Consider the following 17,540-nt stretch of genomic DNA (forward strand, 5'->3'; position numbering starts at 1 on the left):
AAACTTCCCTCTCAGCCCAGCAGGACGTCGTCGTCGCCCAGGCGCTTCAGCTCGCGGTAGAGGATGGCGAGGTTGGTGACGACCGCTGCTCCGGTCACGACGGCGTCGAGCAGCCGCAGCGTGTCGCTCTCGCCGCGGGCCTTCTTGATCTGCTTGTAGACCCCGACGGCGCCGAACGCCGACGTGGCCATCGAGACGTACAGGCCGGACTTGGAGCTCTTGAAGCCCTTGGCCTTGGACAGTGCGCTCACAGCGACGGTGCCTCCTCGATCAGCGGGTGGCCCCACTTTTCCACGAAGGCAGCCTCCACGGCCGCGCCGACCTTGTACAGCCGGTCGTCCTTCATGGCGGGGGCGATGATCTGCAGACCCACCGGCAGGTTGTCCTCGGGCGCGAGGCCGCAGGGCAGCGACATGGCCGCGTTGCCCGCCAGGTTGGTGGGGATGGTGCACAGGTCGGCCAGGTACATCGCCATCGGGTCGTCGGCACGCTCGCCGATCGCGAAGGCGGTGGTCGGGGTCGTCGGGGAGACGATCACGTCGACCTGCTCGAAGGCCTTCTCGAAGTCCCGCGTGATGAGGGTGCGGACCTTCTGGGCGCTGCCGTAGTACGCGTCGTAGTAGCCCGAGCTGAGGGCGTACGTGCCGAGCATGATGCGGCGCTTGACCTCGGGACCGAAGCCGGCCTCGCGGGTCAGGGAGGTGACCTCCTCGGCGGAGTGCGTCCCGTCGTCGCCGGTACGCAGGCCGTAGCGCAGGCCGTCGAAGCGGGCGAGGTTGGAGGAGCACTCGGAGGGCGCGATCAGGTAGTACGCCGACAGCGCGAGGTCGAAGGACGGGCAGTCCAGCTCGACGATCTCCGCGCCCAGCTCCTTCAGCAGTTCGACGGACTCGTCGAAGCGCTGGATGACGCCGGCCTGGTAGCCCTCGCCGCGGAACTGCTTGACGACGCCGACGCGCATGCCGGCGACGGAGCCGTTGCGGGCGGCCTCGACGACCGCCGGGACCGGGGCGTCGATGGAGGTGGAGTCCATCGGGTCGTGCCCGGCGATCACCTCGTGCAGCAGGGCCGCGTCCAGGACCGTACGGGCGCAGGGGCCGCCCTGGTCGAGGGAGGAGGAGAAGGCCACCATGCCGTAGCGGGAGACGCCGCCGTAGGTCGGCTTGACGCCCACCGTGCCGGTGACGGACGCGGGCTGGCGGATGGAGCCGCCGGTGTCGGTGCCGATGGCGAGCGGGGCCTGGAAGGCCGCGAGCGCGGCGGACGAGCCGCCGCCGGAGCCGCCGGGGATCTTGGTGAGGTCCCAGGGGTTGCCGGTCGGGCCGTAGGCGCTGTTCTCCGTCGACGACCCCATGGCGAACTCGTCCATGTTGGTCTTGCCGAGGATGACGACGTCGGCGGCCTTCAGACGCTGGGTGACGGTCGCGTCGTACGGCGGGATCCAGCCCTCGAGGATCTTCGATCCGACGGTCGTGGGGATGCCCTCGGTGGTGAAGATGTCCTTGAGCGCGAGCGGGACGCCGGCCAGCGGGCCGAGCTTCTCGCCGCGCTCCCGCTTCTCGTCGACGGCACGGGCCTGGGCCAGGGCGCCCTCGCGGTCGACGTGCAGGAAGGCGTGCACCTTCTCGTCGACGGCCTCGATGCGGGCCAGGTGCGCCTCGGTGACCTCGACGGCCGTCAGCTCGCCGGAGGCGATCTTCGCGGCGATCTCGGCCGCGGTGAGCTTGATGATGTCGCTCATGGCGGTTACTCCTCCCCCAGGATCTGCGGCACCTTGAAACGCTGCTGCTCCTGGGCCGGGGCGCCGGAGAGCGCCTGCTCGGGCGTGAGCGACGGACGGACCTCGTCCGGCCGCATGACGTTCGTCAGCGGGAGCGGGTGCGAGGTCGGCGGTACGTCTTGGTCGGCGACCTCGCTGACGCGGGCGACCGCGCCGATGATGTCGTCCAGCTGTCCCGCGAAGTGCTCGAGCTCTTCGGGCTTCAGCTCCAGACGCGCCAGCCGGGCGAGGTGGGCGACCTCCTCGCGCGTGATGCCAGGCATGCGGCGTTCCTCTGGGGTGAGTGTGTGGTTTGGGCGAATCGGCTTGGGCAAGTCGGTTCGGGCCAATCCTATGGGGCCGCGCCCCGTGGCCGTTAAACGGTTTCCCCCGGGGCCGGTCCGCGGCACCGCGCGGTCCCGGGCGGTGCCGCGCGGGAGGGCGACGACAGGGCCGCGCTCAGACCGCGAAGAGCAGTCCGGCAGTGATCAGGACGACGACCGCGGTGGCGAAGTGGATGCCGAAGGCCACGGCCTTCGCGCCCCCGTGGCGCAGCACTATGAGCATGTCGCCGAGCGGCACGACGGCCACGCAGAGCATGAACCAGGCCTCGGCGCGGGCACCGGCGAAGGCCAGCAGGGCCAGGCCCACCAGACCGAAGGTCCCGTCCCTCAGGCCCTTGATCGTCAAGTAGGCGCCGGCGTCACCGGCGGGGTCGGCCGGGACCCCGTAGCCGGTGGCGGCGGGTCCGGGCCGGAACAGGAAGCGGTAACCGAGGAACACGCAGAACAGGTTGAGCCCGATGGCCAGGGCGTAGGCGGTAACGGTCACGATCTCTCCTCGCTAGCAGCGCTAGGAACAATGGCGACGCTAGCAGAGCGCCGACAGGATGGCTAGCGTTGCTAGAATCGCAGCCATGACGATCCAGACGCGCCGGGAGCGCGAACGAGCGGAACGCGAGCGGCTGATCGTGACGGCCGCGCGGGACCTGGCCGAGGCGGAGGGCTGGGACGCGGTCACCACCCGTCGGCTGGCCGCCGAGATCGAGTACAGCCAGCCGGTCCTGTACAGCCACTTCAAGGGCAAGGACGCGATCATGGCGGCGGTCGCGGTGCGGGGCTGCGAGGAGTTCACGGCGGAACTGCGGGCGTCGACCGCGGCGGCCGAGGGCGCGCGCGAGACGCTGGCAGCGGTCGGGAGGGCGTACACCGACTTCGGGCGGCGGCGTCCCGCGCTCTACGACGCGATGTTCACGCACCGGGTGGACCTGCCGTTCGCCACGCCCGAGGCCCCGGCGGCCCTCCAGGAGGCGTTCGCCGAGCTGCTGAGGGCCGTCGAGCCCTTCGCCGCCGAGGGTGAGGACCCGGCGCTGCTCACGGAGACGTTCTGGGCGGGCCTGCACGGGCTGGTGACCCTGATGCGCAGCGGCCGGCTACCGGAGCAGGCCCACGACCAGCGACTCGCCCTGCTGATCGAGCGCTTCGCGCCGGGGGACAGCGTGCGCTGAGCGGTACGGCGGGCGCGGCACGGCGCCGGGAGCGGCACGGCCGGGGACGGCAGAGCACCGGGAACCGCACGGCCGGGGACGGCACGGCCCGGAACGGCACGGCACGGCGCCGGGAACCGCACGGCCCGGAACGGCCGGGAGACGCCTCCGCGCCACCTCCGCGCCACCCGCGTCGCCTCCGCCGGACAGCCGACGACAGGCGCCTCCTACGGGCAGGCACACGCGTCGCGCCTGCCGCGCGGCGGTCGGGTCACTCGTCGGTCGCCGCCGCGGGCAGTGCGGCGGCGGCCCGCACCCAGCCCCGGGATCCCCGGGCGAGCAGCCAGGCGGTGGTCTCCTCGGGCGGCATCGCGGCCGCGACCAGCCAGCCCTGTACGGCGTCGCAGCCGAGGTCGCGCAGACGCTCCCAGGTCTCGTCGTCCTCCACGCCCTCGGCGACGACGAGCAGGCCGAGGGAGTGCGCGAGGTCGACGGTGCACCGCACGATCTCGGCGTCCTCGGTGTCGACGGCGAGCCGGGCCACGAACGAGCGGTCGATCTTGAGCTCGCTGACCGGGAGCCGGCGCAGGTGGACGAGGGAGGAGTAGCCGGTGCCGAAGTCGTCCAGGGACATCTTCACGCCGTGCCCGGTCAGCGCGTTGAGGGTGTCGGCGGCACGCTGAGGGTCCTCCAGGAGGACGTGCTCCGTGATCTCCAGTTGGAGCGCTCCCGCGGGGACGCCGTGCCGGGCCAGCCGGGCGGCCACCGCGCCCGCGAAGCCGGGGGTGTGGACGTCGCGCGGGGAGACGTTGACCGCGACCGGCACGAACAGGCCCTGGGAGCGCCAGCGGGCCACCTGTCCGAGCGCCGTCTCCAGCACGTACTCGGTGAGGTGGGGCATCAGCCCGGAGGACTCGGCGATCGCTATGAACTCGTCCGGCGGTACCTTGCCGCGCTCGGGGTGCACCCAGCGGACCAGGGCCTCCAGGCCCGCGACCTGTCCGTCGAAGCGGACCTTGGGCTGGTAGTGCAGCTGCACCTCGTGGGCGTCCAGGGCCCGGCGCAGGTCGCCCAGCAGCCCGAGGCGGTCGGGGGTGTTGGAGTCCCGCTTGGACTCGTAGACCTCGACGCCCGTGCGGTCCCGCTTCGCCTGGTACATCGCCACGTCCGCGCGGCGCAGCAGCCCTTCGGCGTCCAGCGCGTGGTCGGGGAAGACGGCGACTCCGGCGCTGGCCTCCAGGACGAGGGAGAGTCCGTCGAGGTCCATCGGGGAGCTGAGCGCGACGACCAGGCCACGGGCGATCCGGGTCGCCGACGTGGTGGAGTCGGCGACGGGCAGTAAGACGGCGAACTCGTCGCCGCCGAGTCGCGCGACCTCCGCCCCGCGCGGCAGTGCCTGCCGCAGCCGGTCGGCGGTCTGCAGCAGCAGCCGGTCGCCGGCGAGGTGCCCGAGTGTGTCGTTGACCGACCGGAAACGGTCGAGGTCGATCAGCATCAGGGCGGCGCGGGCGTCGATGCGCTCGGCGTCGTCCAGCGCGGTCCAGGTCCGTTCGAGGAGCCACTGCCGGTTGGGCAGTCCGGTGAGCGGATCGCGCAGCTGCTCCTCGGCCCGGGCGCGGGCGATCCACAGGGTGGAGTCGAGGGCGATCAGCGGGATGGAGAACAGCGGCAGCAGCAGCGGCTTGGCGACGGCGACCACGCAGATCAACGGGGCGATGCCGAGCAGGGCGACGGCGACCAGGCCCTGTCTGACCAGGGCGGTGCGGGCGACGGTGGGCAGGCCGACGCGCGGTGTCTGCAGGTACCACAACAGGGCGCGGGTGACGGCGAGGTAGGCGACCGCGACGAGCACCACCTTCGGCACCGCGTACACGCCCCAGGTGTTGGGGTCCCAGGGGTTCTCCACGGAGGGTACGGAGCCACAGACGCCCAGCAGCACGGCGCCCGCGGCGATGCCGAGGATGTCCACCGCGCCGTGCAGGACGCCCTGCCGCCAGCGGCCCCGCCGGGCTATGCCGACCAGGACGACGACGGTGAGGCTGACCATGCCGGCCGGCACCCAGCCGTACAGCAGCAGGACGGCGAGGGTGAGTGCGGCGCCGGATCCGGTGCCGCCCCACCAGCGGGAGCGGCCGAGCATGACCAGGTGCCCGACGACGATGCCGGTCAGCACGGCGAGGGACCAGCCGGCGATGCCGGACGGGAAGAGGGCATGGCCGTCGGTGAACGCCCGGTAGAAGCCGGCGCCCAGCACGAAGGCGGCGGCCGCGACGACCGCAGAGGGCAACGCCGGCCAGTGCAGGTGCCGTTCGCCGTCGGTGTCGGTGTCGGACAGGACGGAGGGACGGCGGTTGGCCGGCGGCGCGGAGCCGCGGGCGGCCGCCACGGGAGGCGGTGCGCCACCACCGCGCTGCCCGAGCCACCGGCTCACGTGCCACGCGCCCACCATGCGACGCAGGCGCAGCCGTGAGCCCGCGGCGGCGCTCTCGGTCGGTTCCATTCCCGTCCCTCTCACAGCCTGCGGTGCCCACGCCACGCGGCCCGGCGCCCGACATCCATCAACGGCTCCGCGTTGGAGAACCCTTCTCCCTGCCCCTCGGGGGCAGGGGGATGCCCCGACCGCGGCTGGGCACGGCAGGCGCACACCTCAACAGTAGGCCGCGGAAGGCTTCCAGGGGCACCGGTCGTCGACGGTTGCCCGAATGCGTCCCGGCCACCCGTATGCATCTGGTATGCGCCGATCGGGTGGCCTTCAACCGCTATTCCTCAGCCGAAAGTGCGACGTCGGCCGCCGCTTCGGGTCCTTGTTCGAGCAGGACGGTGAAACCGTCCTCGTTCAGAACCGGCACCTTCACTTGCATGGCTTTGTCGTACTTCGCCCCGGGGTTGTCACCGACCACGACGAAGGACGTCTTCTTGGAGACCGATCCGGTCACTTTCGCGCCTCGGCTCTGGAGGGCGTCCTTGGCCCCGTCCCGGGTGAAGTTCTCCAGGGTGCCGGTGACGACGACGGTGAGCCCTTCGAGCGGGCGCGGCCCCTCGTCCTCCCCCGTCGACCGGTCCTCCAGCGGGACTCCGGCCGCCTTCCACTTGCGGACGATCTCGCGGTGCCACTCCTCGGCGAACCACTCCTTGACGGCGGTGGCGATGGTGCCGCCCACGCCGTCCGTGTTGGCCAGCTCCTCCTCGGTGGCCTGCTCGATGCGGTCGACGGAGCGGAACTCCCGGGCGAGGGCCTGGGCGGCGACGGGTCCCACGTACCGGATGGAGAGCCCGTTGAGGAAGCGGGCCAGCGGGCGGGACTTGGCCTCCTCGATGTGCTTCAGCAGGGCGAGGGTGTTCTTCTTCGGTTCGCCCTCCTTGTTGGCGAAGACCGTGGCGATCTTCTCCTCGCCGGTCTTGGGGTCGCGCTTGGGCAGCCCGCTGTCCGGGTCGAGGACGTACGCCCTGATGGGCAGCAGCTTCTCGACGGTGAGGTCGAAGACGTCGCCCTCGTCGACCAGCGGTGGGTCGGCCGGTTCCAGCGGCGCGGTGAGCGCCGCGGCGACGACGTCGCCGAAGTGCTCGATGTCCAGGCACTCCCGGCCGGCGAGGTAGGAGAGGCGGCCCCGCAACTGCGCCGGGCACTTCCGGGCGTTGGGGCACCGCAGGTCGATGTCGCCCTCCTTCATCGCCTTGAGCGGCGTCCCGCACTCGGGGCACTCGGCCGGCATGACGAACTCGCGCTCGCTGCCGTCCCGCAGGTCGGCGACCGGCCCGAGGATCTCCGGGATCACGTCACCGGCCTTGCGCAGCACCACGGTGTCGCCGATGAGCACGCCCTTGGCCTTGACGACCTCCTGGTTGTGCAGCGTGGCGAACTCGACCTCGCTGCCCGCCACAGTGACCGGTTCGACCTGTGCGTACGGCGTGACGCGGCCGGTGCGGCCGACGCCCACCTTGATGTCGACGAGCTTGGTGTTGACCTCCTCCGGCGCGTACTTGTACGCGATGGCCCAGCGCGGGGCGCGGGCCGTGGAGCCGAGCCGTCCCTGGAGGCGGATCTCGTCGAGCTTGACGACGACACCGTCGATCTCGTGCGCCACCGAGTGCCGGTTCTCGCCGTAGTACGCGATGAAGTCCCGTACGCCGTCGAGTCCGTCGACCACCCTGTTGTGCGGGGAGGTGGGCAGGCCCCAGGTCTTCAGCAGGTCGTAGGCCTGGGAGAGGCGGGTCATGCCCTTGAAGCCCTCCAGGACGCCGATGCCGTGGACCACCATGTGCAGCGGGCGGGTGGCGGTGACGCGCGGGTCCTTCTGGCGCAGCGAACCGGCCGCCGCGTTGCGCGGGTTGGCGAAGGGCTTGTCCCCCGCCTCGTTCAACCGGGCGTTGAGCTCCTGGAACTTCTCCATCGGGAAGTAGACCTCGCCGCGGATCTCCACGAGGTCGGGGACCTTGTCCCCCTGGAGGCGCTCCGGGATGTCGGCGATGGTGCGGACGTTGGGCGTGATGTCCTCGCCGGTGCGGCCGTCGCCGCGGGTGGCCGCGCGGACGAGGCGGCCGCGCTCGTAGGTGAGGTTGACGGCGAGTCCGTCGACCTTCAGCTCGCACAGGAAGTGGTACTCCTGCTCGCCCAGCTCCTTGGCGATCCGCTCGGTCCACGCGGCGAGTTCGTCGTCGTTGAAGGTGTTGTCGAGGGAGAGCATGCGTGAGCGGTGCTCCACGGCCGTGAACTCGGTCTCGTAGGAGCCGGCGACCTTCTGGGTCGGGGAGTCCGGGGTGCGCAGCTCCGGATACTCCTCCTCCAGCTCCTCCAGGGAACGCAGCAGCCGGTCGAAGTCCGCGTCGCTGACGACGGGGGCGTCCTTCACGTAGTACCGGAAGCGGTGCTCCTCGATCTGCTCAGCGAGCTGCACGTGCTTCTCGCGCGCCTCGGCGGGCACGCTCGTCGTCTCCGCTTGCTTGTCGCCGGCCACCGTGTGGTCCTCCCGTTACTCTGGGTTGTCCGCGAGGGATCTCGCCGCCCGGGCGCAGTGGGCGAGCGCCCGGCGGGCGTACTCGGGGGACGCGCCCGCGAGTCCGCACGTCGGCGTGACGGTGACCGCCTCCGCGAGAAGCCCCGGATGCAGCCCCAGCCTGCGCCACAGCGTCCTGACACCCATGACGCTACCGGCAGGGTCTGACAATGCGCCGTCCGTCCCCGGCACGACACCGGCGAACAGCCGGGTGCCACCCTCGACCGCTTCGCCGATCGCCTCGTCGTCACGCTCGGTGAGGAGTGAGAAGTCGAAGGAGACGCCCGCGACGCCCGCCCGGCGCAGCAGGGCGAACGGCACGTCCGGTGCGCAGGAGTGGACCACGACGGGGTCGTCGCCGTGCACCCCGGCGACGTCGCGCAGGGCGGCCTCGACGACCTGGCGGTCGACGGCCCGGTGGGTGCGGTAGCCGCTGGCGCTCCGTACCCGGCCGCGCAGTACCGCGGTGAGGGACGGCTCGTCGAGCTGGAGCGCGATCCGGGCGCCGGGCACGCGGCGCCGGACCTCGGCGAGGTGCAGGCGCAGGCCCTCGGCGAGCGAGGCGACGAGGTCGCGGCTCGCGCCGGCGTCGGACAGGACCGCCTCGCCGTTCCTGAGCTCCAGGGCGGCGGCCAGCGTCCAGGGGCCGACGGCCTGGACCTTCAGCGGTCCCTCGTAGTCCTGGGTGAACTCCTCCAGCGCGTCGAGGTCCTCCCCCAGCCAGGCCCGGGCCCGCTTGGTGTCCCGTCCCGGCCGGTCGCCGAGCCGCCATCCGCTGGGCTCCACGCGCGCGTACAGCTCGACGAGCATCCCGGCGGTGCGGCCGATCATGTCGGCGCCGGGGCCGCGGGCGGGCAGCTCGGGGAGGAAGGGGAAGTCCTCGAAGGTGCCGGTACTGGTCTTGGCGGCCTCGCGGGCGTCGGTTCCCGGGAGGGAGCCGACGCCTGTGGCGGGGCCGAGGCGGGGGTTGTCGTTCACGGGGGAAGCGTACGCAGGTCTGCGACGGCGGAGTGGGGGTGGTCGGCGGTCGGGGCGGGTCGGGATTCGCCCCCGCCGCCCCTTCCCGTCCCGTATCGGGGGCTGCCGCCCCCGGGCCCCCGCTTCGGCCTGGACGGCCTCGTCCTCGCACGCCGGACGGGCTGAGCGCACCGGGCCGGCGTTCCGGAACGCGGCTCACCGTCCCGGGCGTACCGTCAGGTCGTTGACCTCCGCGTCCCTGGGCAGGTCCAGGGCCATCAGGATCGTCGTGGCGACCGACTCGGGGTCGATCCACTTCGTGGGGTCGTACTCCTTGCCCTCCTGCTGGTGGACCTTGGCCTGCATGGGGCTGGCGGTGCGGCCGGGGTAGACCGAGGTGACGCGGACGCCGTTCGCGTGCTCCTCCTGGCGCAGGGAGTCGGCCAGGGCCTTCAGGCCGTGCTTGGAGGCGGCGTAGGCGGACCAGTCGGCGTGGGCGTTGAGGCCGGAGCCGGAGTTGACGAAGAGCACGTGGCCCTGGGCGACGCGGAGCTGGGGCAGGAAGAGGCGCGTCAGCTCGGCGGGGGCGACCAGGTTGACGTTGAGCTGGTTGCGCCAGGCCTTGGGGGTGAGGTCGCCGACCGGGCCGAGGTCGACCACGCCGGCGATGTGCAGCAGCGAGTCCACGCGGCCGGGCAGGGTCTGGTGCGAGAAGGCCCAGGAGAGCTTGTCCGGGTCCGCCAGGTCGCCGACCAGCGTCTGGGCGCCGGGGAACGCGGCCGCCAGTTCCTTCGCCCGGCCCGCGTCCCGCGCGTGCAGTACGACCTCGTCGCCGCGCTCGTGCAGGCGGCGGGTCACGGCCGCGCCGATGCCGGAGCCCGCTCCGGTGATCACATGTGTAGCCATGTCCGCCATGCTCGCATCACCGCCGACTCATTCGATGCCCTGGCTCTCCTCCAGGTAGGCCAGCGCCCCGACCGGCTCCTCGGCGAAGAACATCAGCTCGGCGAGGGGGCGGGGCAGGAAGCCCTCGTCCTCCATGCGGCGGAACTGCTCCTTGAGTCCGTCGTAGAAGCCCGCCGAGTTGAGCAGGACGACGGGCTTGTCGGTGTGCCCGTGCTTCTTCAGCTCCAGGATCTCCGTCGCCTCGTCCAGCGTGCCGGTACCGCCCACCATGATCACCACGGCGTCGGCCTTCTCCAGCAGCAGCCGCTTGCGCTCGGCGAGGTCCCGCGCGATGACCATCTCGTCGGCGCCCTCACGCGCCTTGGCCGCCAGGAAGTCCACCGAGACGCCCAGGAGCCGCCCACCGGACTCCTGCACGCCGTCGGCGACCACCTTCATCAGCCCGACGTCGGAACCGCCCCACACAAGGGTGTGACCGCCCTTTCCGAGCAGCTCGGCGAACTCCCGCGCGGGGCGCGTGTAGCGCTCGTCGAGGTCGGCGGCGGAGAGGAAGACGCAGATTTTCATGGGGCAACGGTACGTTCGGCGCCCCACGGGGAAGAACCGGGCTTCCGGCCGCGCTGTCATCAGGAGAACCGTCAGGAGAGCCGGCCACCTAGGAGGACGATCGTGACCAAGGGACTCGAAGGACTCAAGGGACACCGCATCACCGTCGAGCCGAGCGACCGGCACGTGCGCGTCGTCCAGGGCGGGCAGGTGCTCGCGGAGAGCGACAAGGCACTGGTGCTGCGGGAGACGGGCCTTCCGGAGCGGTACTACATCCCGCCCCAGGACGTACGCCTCGACCTGCTGACCCCGTCCGACACGCACACGCACTGCCCCTTCAAGGGCAACGCGTCCTACTGGTCGCTGCCGGACGCGGCGGACGTCGTCTGGGCGTACCCGGACCCGAAGCCGGAGGTGGCTCAGATCAAGGACCACCTCTGCTTCTACGAAGTCGAGGTGTCCTGAGGTGCCCTGACCCCTTCGTGTCCTGAGCGATGAATCGCGTGCCGTAGGGCAGTCTGCACAGGCATGGAGAAGAAGACCCTTTCGCGCGACGGCACGCGCATCGCCTACGAACGCACCGGGCAGGGCCCCGCGGTCATCCTCGTCAGCGGCGCCATGTCGACGGGCGCCACGGTCGCGCCCCTGGCAGCGGAGCTGTCGGGGCGTCTCGACGTCACCGTGTACGACCGCCGGGGCCGCGGCGCGAGCGGTGACACGGAGCCCTACGCGGTGGAACGCGAGATCGAGGACCTTGCCGCGCTGATCGAGGCGGTCGGCGGCGAGGCGTCGCTGTACGGCGTGTCGTCGGGCGGCGCGCTGGTGCTCCGGGCGGCGGCGAGCGGGCTGCCGGTGCGCCGGGTGGCCGTGTACGAGGTGCCGTACGCCATGGACGACGCCGCCGCGCGGGCCGCCGCGGAGTACCGCGAGCGGCTGACCGAGGCGCTCGGGCAGGGGCGGCGCGGGGACGCGGTGGAGCTGTTCCTGCGGTTCACCGGTCTGGGCGAGGAGATGATCCAGGGCGCCCGGCAGTCCCCGATGTGGGCCGGTATGGAGTCGGTCGCGCCGAGTCTGGCGCACGACGACGCGGTGCTGGGCGACAGCCTGGTGCCCCGCTCCGAGCTCGCCTCGGTCACCGCTCCCCTGCTGGCCCTGGCGGGCGGCGCGAGCGACGCGTGGTGGCACGAGGCCGCCCGTGCGATCGCGGAGGCGGCCCCCGGCGGCACGTACGGCACTGTGGAGCGCCAGACTCACATGGTGGAGCCGGGCGTACTGGCGCCGGTCCTGGCGGAGTTCTTCACGGCGTGAGCGGAGCGCGGCGCCGTCCCGCGGCTCAGGCCACGCCGGCCGTCGCGCGCGTGGTGGACGCGATCGTCGCCGAGCCCACCACGCGGGTGCCGTCGTACAGCACGATCGCCTGGCCGGGGGCGACGCCGCGCACCGGCTCCCGGAACGACACCTCCAGGGCGCCGTCGACCACTTCGGCCCGTACCTCACTCTCGCCGCCGTGGGCGCGGAGCTGGGCGGTGTAGGTGCCGGGTCCGGTCGGGGCGGCGCCGCACCAGCGGGGCTTGATCGCCCGCAGCGCGTTGACGTCCAGGGCGTCCGCGGGGCCGACCGTCACCGTGTTGGTCACCGGGGAGATGTCCAGGACGTAGCGGGGCTTGCCGTCGGGGGCGGGCGTGCCGATCCTGAGGCCCTTGCGCTGGCCGATGGTGTAGCCGTACGCGCCCTCGTGGGTGCCGAGGCGGTTGCCGGCCTCGTCGACGATGTCGCCCTCGGAGCGGCCGAGCCGGTCGGCCAGGAAACCCTGGGTGTCGCCGTCCGCGATGAAGCAGATGTCGTGCGAGTCGGGCTTCTTGGCGACCGCCAGTCCCCGGCGCTCGGCCTCCGCGCGGATCTCGTCCTTGGTGGTGAGCGTGTCGCCGAGCGGGAACATCGCGTGCGCGAGCTGCCGGTCGTCCAGCACGCCGAGGACGTAGCTCTGGTCCTTGGCCATGTCGGAGGCGCGGTGCAGCTCGCGGGTGCCGTCCTCCCGCCGGACCACCTGGGCGTAGTGGCCGGTGCAGACGGCGTCGAAGCCGAGGGCCAGCGCCTTGTCGAGCAGCGCGGCGAACTTGATCTTCTCGTTGCAGCGCAGGCAGGGGTTCGGGGTGCGGCCTGCCTCGTACTCCGCGACGAAGTCCTCGACCACGTCCTCCCGGAAGCGGTCGGCGAGGTCCCACACGTAGAACGGGATGCCGATGACGTCCGCGGCGCGGCGCGCGTCCCGCGAGTCCTCGATGGTGCAACAGCCGCGCGCGCCCGTGCGGAAGGATTGCGGGTTCGCGGAGAGCGCGAGGTGGACGCCGGTCACGTCGTGCCCCGCCTCGGCCGCGCGGGCGGCGGCGACGGCGGAGTCGACTCCGCCCGACATGGCGGCGAGGACGCGGAGGGGACGGGTGGGCTGCGGGGTCTCAGTCATAACCCTTCCAGGGTACGGGGAGGCGGGAACCGGAGCGCGCGAGTATGCGTTGAAGATCGCATGGGGGCGAAGCACGAATCCAGAAGCGCATCCACCGGTGGATCCGGCAAAGGACCCGCCGGCGGTTCCACCGGCGGTTCCAAGGACGGGGACCGGCGCATCGGCCGTCGGGCGCTGGTCGTCGGCGGCACGGCGGCGGCCGTGGGCACGGCGGTGCTGGCCCGCGACGAGCTGGCCCGTCTGTGGTGGCGCGTGCCGGGAGTGGAGCGGCCTCGCGAGGCGGGCGCGGTCGATTACAGCGGCGCGCGGTGGGTGGCGGCGTCGGACGAGAACTGGCGGCGTGCCGACCGGCCCGACGACTTCGGCGTCGACATGGTGATCGTCCATGTCACGCAGGGCAGTTTCGCGAGCGCGGTCAGGGCGTTCCAGGACCCGGGGCACAAGGCGGCCACGCACTACATCGTCGGACAGGACGGACGCGTCACGCAGATGATCCGCGAGCTGGACGTGGCCTACCACGCGGGCGACCGCGACTACAACGAGCGCAGTGTCGGCATCGAGCACGAGGGCTTCGTGGACCGTCCGCGGGACTTCACCGACGAGATGTACGCGGCCTCCGCGCGGCTGACGGCGAGGATCTGCGCGCGGTACGAGATACCCCTGGACCGCGAGCACATCATCGGCCACGTGGAGGTGCCGGGCACCGACCACACCGATCCGGGGCCGCACTGGGACTGGGACCGGTACATGAAGCTGGTGCGGCGTGCGGCGACGAGCACCCCCTCCCCCGGCGCCTCGAAGAGCGCCTGACCGCCGTCCCCCTCGTCGGCTACGTCAGCCCGGCCGCCCTGGCCCGTTCCACCGCCGGGCCGATGGCCTTGGCGAGCGCCTCGACGTCCGCCTCCGTGGAGGTGTGGCCGAGGGAGAAGCGCAGCGTGCCGCGGGCCAGGTCGGGGTCGGTGCCGGTGGCCAGCAGGACGTGGCTGGGCTGGGCGACGCCCGCGGTGCAGGCGGAGCCGGTGGAGCACTCGATGCCCTGGGCGTCGAGCAGGAGGAGAAGGGAGTCGCCCTCGCAGCCGGGGAAGGTGAAGTGGGCGTTGGCCGGGAGGCGGCCCTCCGGTGCCGGGTCGCCGCCGAGGATCGCGTCCGGCACCGCCGTACGGACCGCGTCGACCAGGTCGTCGCGCAGGGCGCCGATCTCGCGGGCGAACCACTCGTGCTGCTCGGCGGCGAGGCGGCCGGCGACCGCGAAGGAGGCGACGGCGGGGACGTCGAGGGTGCCGGAGCGGACGTGGCGTTCCTGGCCGCCGCCGTGCAGGACCGGCACGGGGCTGTACTCGCGGCCCAGGAGCAGCGCGCCGATGCCGTAGGGGCCGCCGATCTTGTGGCCGGAAACCGTCATCGCCGCGAGTCCGGAGGCGGCGAAGTCGACCGGGAGCTGACCGATCGCCTGGACCGCGTCGGAGTGCAGCGGAACGTCGAACTCGGCGGTCACGTCGGCGAGTTCGCGGACCGGCATGATCGTGCCGATCTCGTTGTTGGCCCACATGACGGTGGCGAGGGCCACGTCGGCCGGGTCGCGGGCGATGGCCTCGCGCAGCGCCTCGGGGTGGACGCGGCCGTGGGCGTCGACCGGCAGGTACTCGATCCTCGCGCCCTCGTGTTCGCCGAGCCAGTGGACGGCGTCGAGGACCGCGTGGTGCTCGACGGGACTGGCCAGGACCCGGGTGCGGGCCGGGTCGGCGTCGCGGCGGGCCCAGTACAGGCCCTTGACGGCGAGGTTGTCGGCCTCGGTGCCGCCGGCGGTGAGGACCACCTCGCTGGGGCGGGCCCCGAGAGCTTCGGCGAGGGTCTCGCGGGCCTCCTCGACGGTGCGCCGTGCGCGGCGGCCGGACGCGTGGAGGGAGGAGGCGTTGCCGGTGACGCTCAGGTGCGCGGTGAGCGCCTCGACTGCCTCGGGAAGCATCGGGGTGGTCGCGGCGTGGTCGAGGTAAGCCATGGTGCGGCCGATTCTACGGGGCGGTGCCGCCCGGCCTCAGAGCAAGGTTGGCCTCTGCGCGAGCCGTGCACGCCGCGACGGGTCACAGGGCCCGCGGCGCGGCTCAAAGGCTCCACGACATCGTGTCGTCCGCGGCCATGAACGCCACCAGGACCAACAGGTCGGCGATGCCCAGCCCGAGGCCGAGGAGGGCCCGGCCGCGCCGGGCGGTGCCGCGCCACAGGGCGACGCTCGCGAGCGCGATGGCCATCGGACCGAGGAAGACGTTGAGGACGAGCAGACCGAGCAGGCCGAGGACGAAGGAGGCGACGGCCATGCCGTCGGTGTCCCGGATGCCGGTCCGGCGGGTGGTGGCCGGTGCGGTGAGCTGCATGGTGTTCTCCCTGCCGTGCGTCAGTGACGTGCATCAGCGCCGTGCGTCAGTGGGCGGAGGTGCTCCGTCGGCGGCCGTGCCGCTCGCGGATCGCGAAGATGCCGAGCCAGACGGCGATGACCAGGCCGACGGCGACGGAGAAGGTGAGCGGTGCGTGGGCGACGGTGCCCAGCATCACGCCGAGGAGCAGAAGTGCGGCGACGAGAAACAGCATGGAGCGGATCCCCCAACCTTGGGTGAACGATTGTGGTTACAGTTGTTCACTGACTTTTCAGTCTAGCGCGCCGCACGGCTTTTCAATTACAGAGAACAGTTGTTAACTGCATGGTATGAGTCACATCCCCGGGGTTCGGCAGGCCCAGAAGCAGAAGACCCGGCAGGCGCTGATGGACGCGGCCCTCGGACTGCTGGAGGAGCAGAGTCTGAGCAGCCTGGGCCTGCGCGAGGTCACCCGCGCCGTGGGCGTCGCCCCGACCGCCTTCTACCGGCACTTCCCCTCCGTCGCCGACCTGGGCGTGGCGCTGGTCGAGGAAGCGCTGGGCAGCCTGCATCCGATGATCCGGACCACGGTGTCACCGGCCGAGGACAGCGACGAACGCATCGCCCGCGCGGTCGAGTTGATCGCCGGCCATGTGGCCGCGCACCCCGCCCACGTCCGGTTCATCGCCCGGGAACGGCACGGCGGGGTCCAGCCGGTGCGGGACGCCATACGGGAGCAGCTCGCCCGGTTCGCCCGGGAGGTGAAGACCGAGCTGGCCAAGGATCCCCTGTCGGCCGGCTGGAGCGACGCCGACCTGCTGATGCTCGCGGGCCTCTACGTCGACCAGATGCTCGTCACGGGCTCCCTCTTCCTGGAGGCGCTGGAGGCCCAGGAAGCCCACGAGGCCCAGGAGGCTCCGGACGAGGTGCGCAGGCGCGCCGCCGACATCGCGACCCGGCAGATGCGGCTGATCAGCATCGGCCGCCGGCACTGGCTGGACTGACGCCCCCCCCGACCCCCGGCCGCCGACCGCCGACCGCCGACCCCGCCCCCGACGGACACGCACCGGACCGGGACGCCGGAGGCGGGGCACGCCTCGGACCGGGACGCCGGAGGCGGACAGGGCCTCGACGTCCCGGCGGGCGGTACGGCCGGACTTCACGGGGCGCCGGCCCACCCCTGGTGACCGCCGGTCAGCCGAGCCGGACCCGGGCGAGCTGGCGGGACTGGGCCACCAGGCGGTCGGCGCTGTCCCAGACCTCGGCGTCCTCCTCCAGGAAGCCGCCGGCGAGGTTGCGGGTGGTGATGGAGACGCGCAGAGGGCCCGGCGCCGGGCGGCACCGCACGTGCGCGGTCAGCTCGACCGTCGGCACCCAGCCCTTGAGCCCCAGTTCGAAGGCGGTCGGGGGCAGCGCGTCCACCGCGAGGAGCATCGACAGGGGGTCCGCGTCGCGGCCGTCGGCGAGTCCGAACCAGGCCCGCATCTCGCCCCGGCCGGAGGGCTGTCCGAGCGCCCAGCCCAGCGTGGCGGGGTCCAGCTTGAGCATCAGCCGGTCGGCGATGGCCGAGCTGCCCTCGACGGGGGCGGGGCCGTCCTGCGTGCCGAAGCACTGGTCCATCGGCGGGATCGCGGGCGGGTTCGCCGAGGTGCGGACGTCGTCGGGCAGCGTGTCGAGGTCGCCGTAGGAGGCGAGGACACGGATGCGCTCGACCTCGTTGCCCTCGTCGTCGTACTGGAAGAGGGAGGCCTGGCCGGTGGAGAGGGTGCGCCCCGTACGGACGGCCTCGGTGCGCACGACCGCCGGGCCCGGCCGGGAGGCGGTGAGGTAGTGCGCCGAGATGGTGAAGGGGTCGGGGTGCGGGAGGGCGTCCCCGAGGGCGCGGCCCAGGACGGCCAGCAGATAGCCGCCGTTGACGGCGTTGATGATCGTCCAGCCGGCGGAGAGGTCGATGTCGTAGACACCCGGGGCACGCCGGGTGACGGCGGTGTCCCGGTCGAACTCGCTGTCACCGATGGTGGCCCGCGTGGCCGCTGCGGAGGCTGCTTCTGGCATGGGTGCACGGTACAACACACGA

At 72.4% G+C, this 17,540-nt stretch carries 19 protein-coding genes; 5 read left to right on the top strand and 14 right to left on the bottom strand.

The window, feature by feature from the left end; translation table 11 throughout:
* Positions 1–11: 11 nt before the first annotated feature.
* The 4 genes from ACIQ6R_RS30860 to ACIQ6R_RS30875 all read right to left on the bottom strand — a co-directional run bounded on the left by ACIQ6R_RS30860 (position 12) and on the right by ACIQ6R_RS30875 (position 2,590).
* Positions 12–251, bottom strand: a complete 240-nt coding sequence (locus ACIQ6R_RS30860; protein WP_361738770.1) for a hypothetical protein — start codon at positions 249–251, stop codon at positions 12–14.
* Entirely contained in the window at positions 248–1,741 is a 1,494-nt protein-coding gene (gene gatA / locus ACIQ6R_RS30865) for an Asp-tRNA(Asn)/Glu-tRNA(Gln) amidotransferase subunit GatA (RefSeq protein ID WP_404183333.1), read from the bottom strand. Before gatA ends, ACIQ6R_RS30860 begins: the two co-directional genes overlap by 4 nt.
* Before the next feature lie 5 nt (positions 1,742–1,746).
* Positions 1,747–2,043, bottom strand: coding sequence for an Asp-tRNA(Asn)/Glu-tRNA(Gln) amidotransferase subunit GatC (gene gatC, locus ACIQ6R_RS30870; protein WP_003973500.1), 297 nt, complete (start codon positions 2,041–2,043; stop codon positions 1,747–1,749).
* A 175-nt stretch (positions 2,044–2,218) separates the two neighbouring features.
* Positions 2,219–2,590, bottom strand: coding sequence for a DUF4267 domain-containing protein (locus ACIQ6R_RS30875; RefSeq protein ID WP_404224863.1), 372 nt, complete (start codon positions 2,588–2,590; stop codon positions 2,219–2,221).
* Positions 2,591–2,675: 85 nt separating this feature from the next.
* On the opposite strand from ACIQ6R_RS30875, the gene ACIQ6R_RS30880 reads away from it, so the two are divergent.
* Complete coding sequence (locus tag ACIQ6R_RS30880) at positions 2,676–3,266, top strand: TetR/AcrR family transcriptional regulator (protein ID WP_404183339.1); 591 nt, start codon at positions 2,676–2,678, stop codon at positions 3,264–3,266.
* Between the two features lie 250 nt (positions 3,267–3,516).
* On the opposite strand, the gene ACIQ6R_RS30885 is transcribed toward ACIQ6R_RS30880, so the two are convergent.
* From ACIQ6R_RS30885 to ACIQ6R_RS30905, 5 genes are all read right to left on the bottom strand, one after another.
* Complete coding sequence (locus ACIQ6R_RS30885; RefSeq protein WP_404183342.1) at positions 3,517–5,745, bottom strand: putative bifunctional diguanylate cyclase/phosphodiesterase; 2,229 nt, start codon at positions 5,743–5,745, stop codon at positions 3,517–3,519.
* A gap of 259 nt (positions 5,746–6,004) precedes the next feature.
* Positions 6,005–8,200 (bottom strand): NAD-dependent DNA ligase LigA, encoded by a 2,196-nt coding sequence (gene ligA, locus ACIQ6R_RS30890; RefSeq protein WP_404183345.1) that lies wholly within the window; start codon positions 8,198–8,200, stop codon positions 6,005–6,007.
* 15 nt (positions 8,201–8,215) lie between these two features.
* Positions 8,216–9,217: a methionine synthase gene (locus ACIQ6R_RS30895; RefSeq protein ID WP_404183348.1), complete on the bottom strand. Its 1,002-nt coding sequence runs from the start codon at positions 9,215–9,217 to the stop codon at positions 8,216–8,218.
* A gap of 195 nt (positions 9,218–9,412) precedes the next feature.
* Entirely contained in the window at positions 9,413–10,111 is a 699-nt protein-coding gene (locus tag ACIQ6R_RS30900; RefSeq protein ID WP_404183351.1) for an SDR family oxidoreductase, read from the bottom strand.
* Between the two features lie 18 nt (positions 10,112–10,129).
* Positions 10,130–10,669, bottom strand: a complete 540-nt coding sequence (locus tag ACIQ6R_RS30905; RefSeq protein WP_404183354.1) for a TIGR00730 family Rossman fold protein — start codon at positions 10,667–10,669, stop codon at positions 10,130–10,132.
* A 102-nt stretch (positions 10,670–10,771) separates the two neighbouring features.
* On the opposite strand from ACIQ6R_RS30905, the gene ACIQ6R_RS30910 reads away from it, so the two are divergent.
* On the top strand, positions 10,772–11,113 hold the full coding sequence (locus ACIQ6R_RS30910) for a DUF427 domain-containing protein (protein WP_404183357.1): 342 nt from the start codon (positions 10,772–10,774) through the stop codon (positions 11,111–11,113).
* 63 nt (positions 11,114–11,176) lie between these two features.
* Positions 11,177–11,956 carry an alpha/beta fold hydrolase gene (locus ACIQ6R_RS30915; RefSeq protein WP_404183360.1) on the top strand — a complete coding sequence of 260 codons (780 nt, stop codon included), beginning with the start codon at positions 11,177–11,179 and terminating at the stop codon, positions 11,954–11,956.
* 25 nt (positions 11,957–11,981) lie between these two features.
* Here ACIQ6R_RS30915 and mnmA read toward each other — a convergent pair whose 3' ends face one another.
* A complete protein-coding gene (gene mnmA / locus ACIQ6R_RS30920) occupies positions 11,982–13,112 on the bottom strand; it encodes a tRNA 2-thiouridine(34) synthase MnmA (protein WP_404183363.1) in 1,131 nt (376 codons plus the stop codon).
* A gap of 60 nt (positions 13,113–13,172) precedes the next feature.
* Here mnmA and ACIQ6R_RS30925 point away from each other — a divergent pair, with 60 nt between their 5' ends.
* Positions 13,173–13,922: an N-acetylmuramoyl-L-alanine amidase gene (locus ACIQ6R_RS30925; protein ID WP_404224865.1), complete on the top strand. Its 750-nt coding sequence runs from the start codon at positions 13,173–13,175 to the stop codon at positions 13,920–13,922.
* 19 nt (positions 13,923–13,941) lie between these two features.
* Here ACIQ6R_RS30925 and ACIQ6R_RS30930 read toward each other — a convergent pair whose 3' ends face one another.
* From ACIQ6R_RS30930 to ACIQ6R_RS30940, 3 genes are all read right to left on the bottom strand, one after another.
* A complete protein-coding gene (locus ACIQ6R_RS30930) occupies positions 13,942–15,111 on the bottom strand; it encodes a cysteine desulfurase family protein (protein WP_404224866.1) in 1,170 nt (389 codons plus the stop codon).
* A 103-nt stretch (positions 15,112–15,214) separates the two neighbouring features.
* Entirely contained in the window at positions 15,215–15,484 is a 270-nt protein-coding gene (locus ACIQ6R_RS30935) for a DUF4190 domain-containing protein (protein ID WP_375908665.1), read from the bottom strand.
* Positions 15,485–15,530: 46 nt separating this feature from the next.
* Positions 15,531–15,698: a hypothetical protein gene (locus ACIQ6R_RS30940; RefSeq protein ID WP_375908662.1), complete on the bottom strand. Its 168-nt coding sequence runs from the start codon at positions 15,696–15,698 to the stop codon at positions 15,531–15,533.
* A gap of 115 nt (positions 15,699–15,813) precedes the next feature.
* Between ACIQ6R_RS30940 and ACIQ6R_RS30945 the strand changes: the two genes are divergently transcribed.
* The gene (locus ACIQ6R_RS30945) at positions 15,814–16,467 is read left to right on the top strand and encodes a TetR family transcriptional regulator (protein WP_404224869.1); all 654 of its coding nucleotides are present in this window, start codon (positions 15,814–15,816) and stop codon (positions 16,465–16,467) included.
* Between the two features lie 190 nt (positions 16,468–16,657).
* Here ACIQ6R_RS30945 and ACIQ6R_RS30950 read toward each other — a convergent pair whose 3' ends face one another.
* Positions 16,658–17,518 carry a thioesterase family protein gene (locus tag ACIQ6R_RS30950; protein ID WP_404224870.1) on the bottom strand — a complete coding sequence of 287 codons (861 nt, stop codon included), beginning with the start codon at positions 17,516–17,518 and terminating at the stop codon, positions 16,658–16,660.
* Positions 17,519–17,540: the final 22 nt, after the last annotated feature.

The organism is Streptomyces sp. NPDC096048, from assembly GCF_044763415.1.
Taxonomy (GTDB): Bacteria; Actinomycetota; Actinomycetes; order Streptomycetales; family Streptomycetaceae; genus Streptomyces.

Coding starts and splice junctions, on each gene's coding strand:
- ACIQ6R_RS30880 (WP_404183339.1), top strand. CDS start 2,676: ATGACGATCCAGACGCGCCGGGAGCGCGAACGAGCGGAACGCGAGCGG.
- ACIQ6R_RS30930 (WP_404224866.1), bottom strand. CDS start 15,111: ATGGCTTACCTCGACCACGCCGCGACCACCCCGATGCTTCCCGAGGCA.
- ACIQ6R_RS30940 (WP_375908662.1), bottom strand. CDS start 15,698: ATGCTGTTTCTCGTCGCCGCACTTCTGCTCCTCGGCGTGATGCTGGGC.
- ACIQ6R_RS30915 (WP_404183360.1), top strand. CDS start 11,177: ATGGAGAAGAAGACCCTTTCGCGCGACGGCACGCGCATCGCCTACGAA.
- ACIQ6R_RS30950 (WP_404224870.1), bottom strand. CDS start 17,518: ATGCCAGAAGCAGCCTCCGCAGCGGCCACGCGGGCCACCATCGGTGAC.
- mnmA (WP_404183363.1), bottom strand. CDS start 13,112: ATGACTGAGACCCCGCAGCCCACCCGTCCCCTCCGCGTCCTCGCCGCC.
- gatC (WP_003973500.1), bottom strand. CDS start 2,043: ATGCCTGGCATCACGCGCGAGGAGGTCGCCCACCTCGCCCGGCTGGCG.
- ACIQ6R_RS30885 (WP_404183342.1), bottom strand. CDS start 5,745: ATGGAACCGACCGAGAGCGCCGCCGCGGGCTCACGGCTGCGCCTGCGT.
- ACIQ6R_RS30905 (WP_404183354.1), bottom strand. CDS start 10,669: ATGAAAATCTGCGTCTTCCTCTCCGCCGCCGACCTCGACGAGCGCTAC.
- ACIQ6R_RS30935 (WP_375908665.1), bottom strand. CDS start 15,484: ATGCAGCTCACCGCACCGGCCACCACCCGCCGGACCGGCATCCGGGAC.
- ACIQ6R_RS30925 (WP_404224865.1), top strand. CDS start 13,173: ATGGGGGCGAAGCACGAATCCAGAAGCGCATCCACCGGTGGATCCGGC.
- ACIQ6R_RS30945 (WP_404224869.1), top strand. CDS start 15,814: ATGAGTCACATCCCCGGGGTTCGGCAGGCCCAGAAGCAGAAGACCCGG.
- gatA (WP_404183333.1), bottom strand. CDS start 1,741: ATGAGCGACATCATCAAGCTCACCGCGGCCGAGATCGCCGCGAAGATC.
- ACIQ6R_RS30900 (WP_404183351.1), bottom strand. CDS start 10,111: ATGGCGGACATGGCTACACATGTGATCACCGGAGCGGGCTCCGGCATC.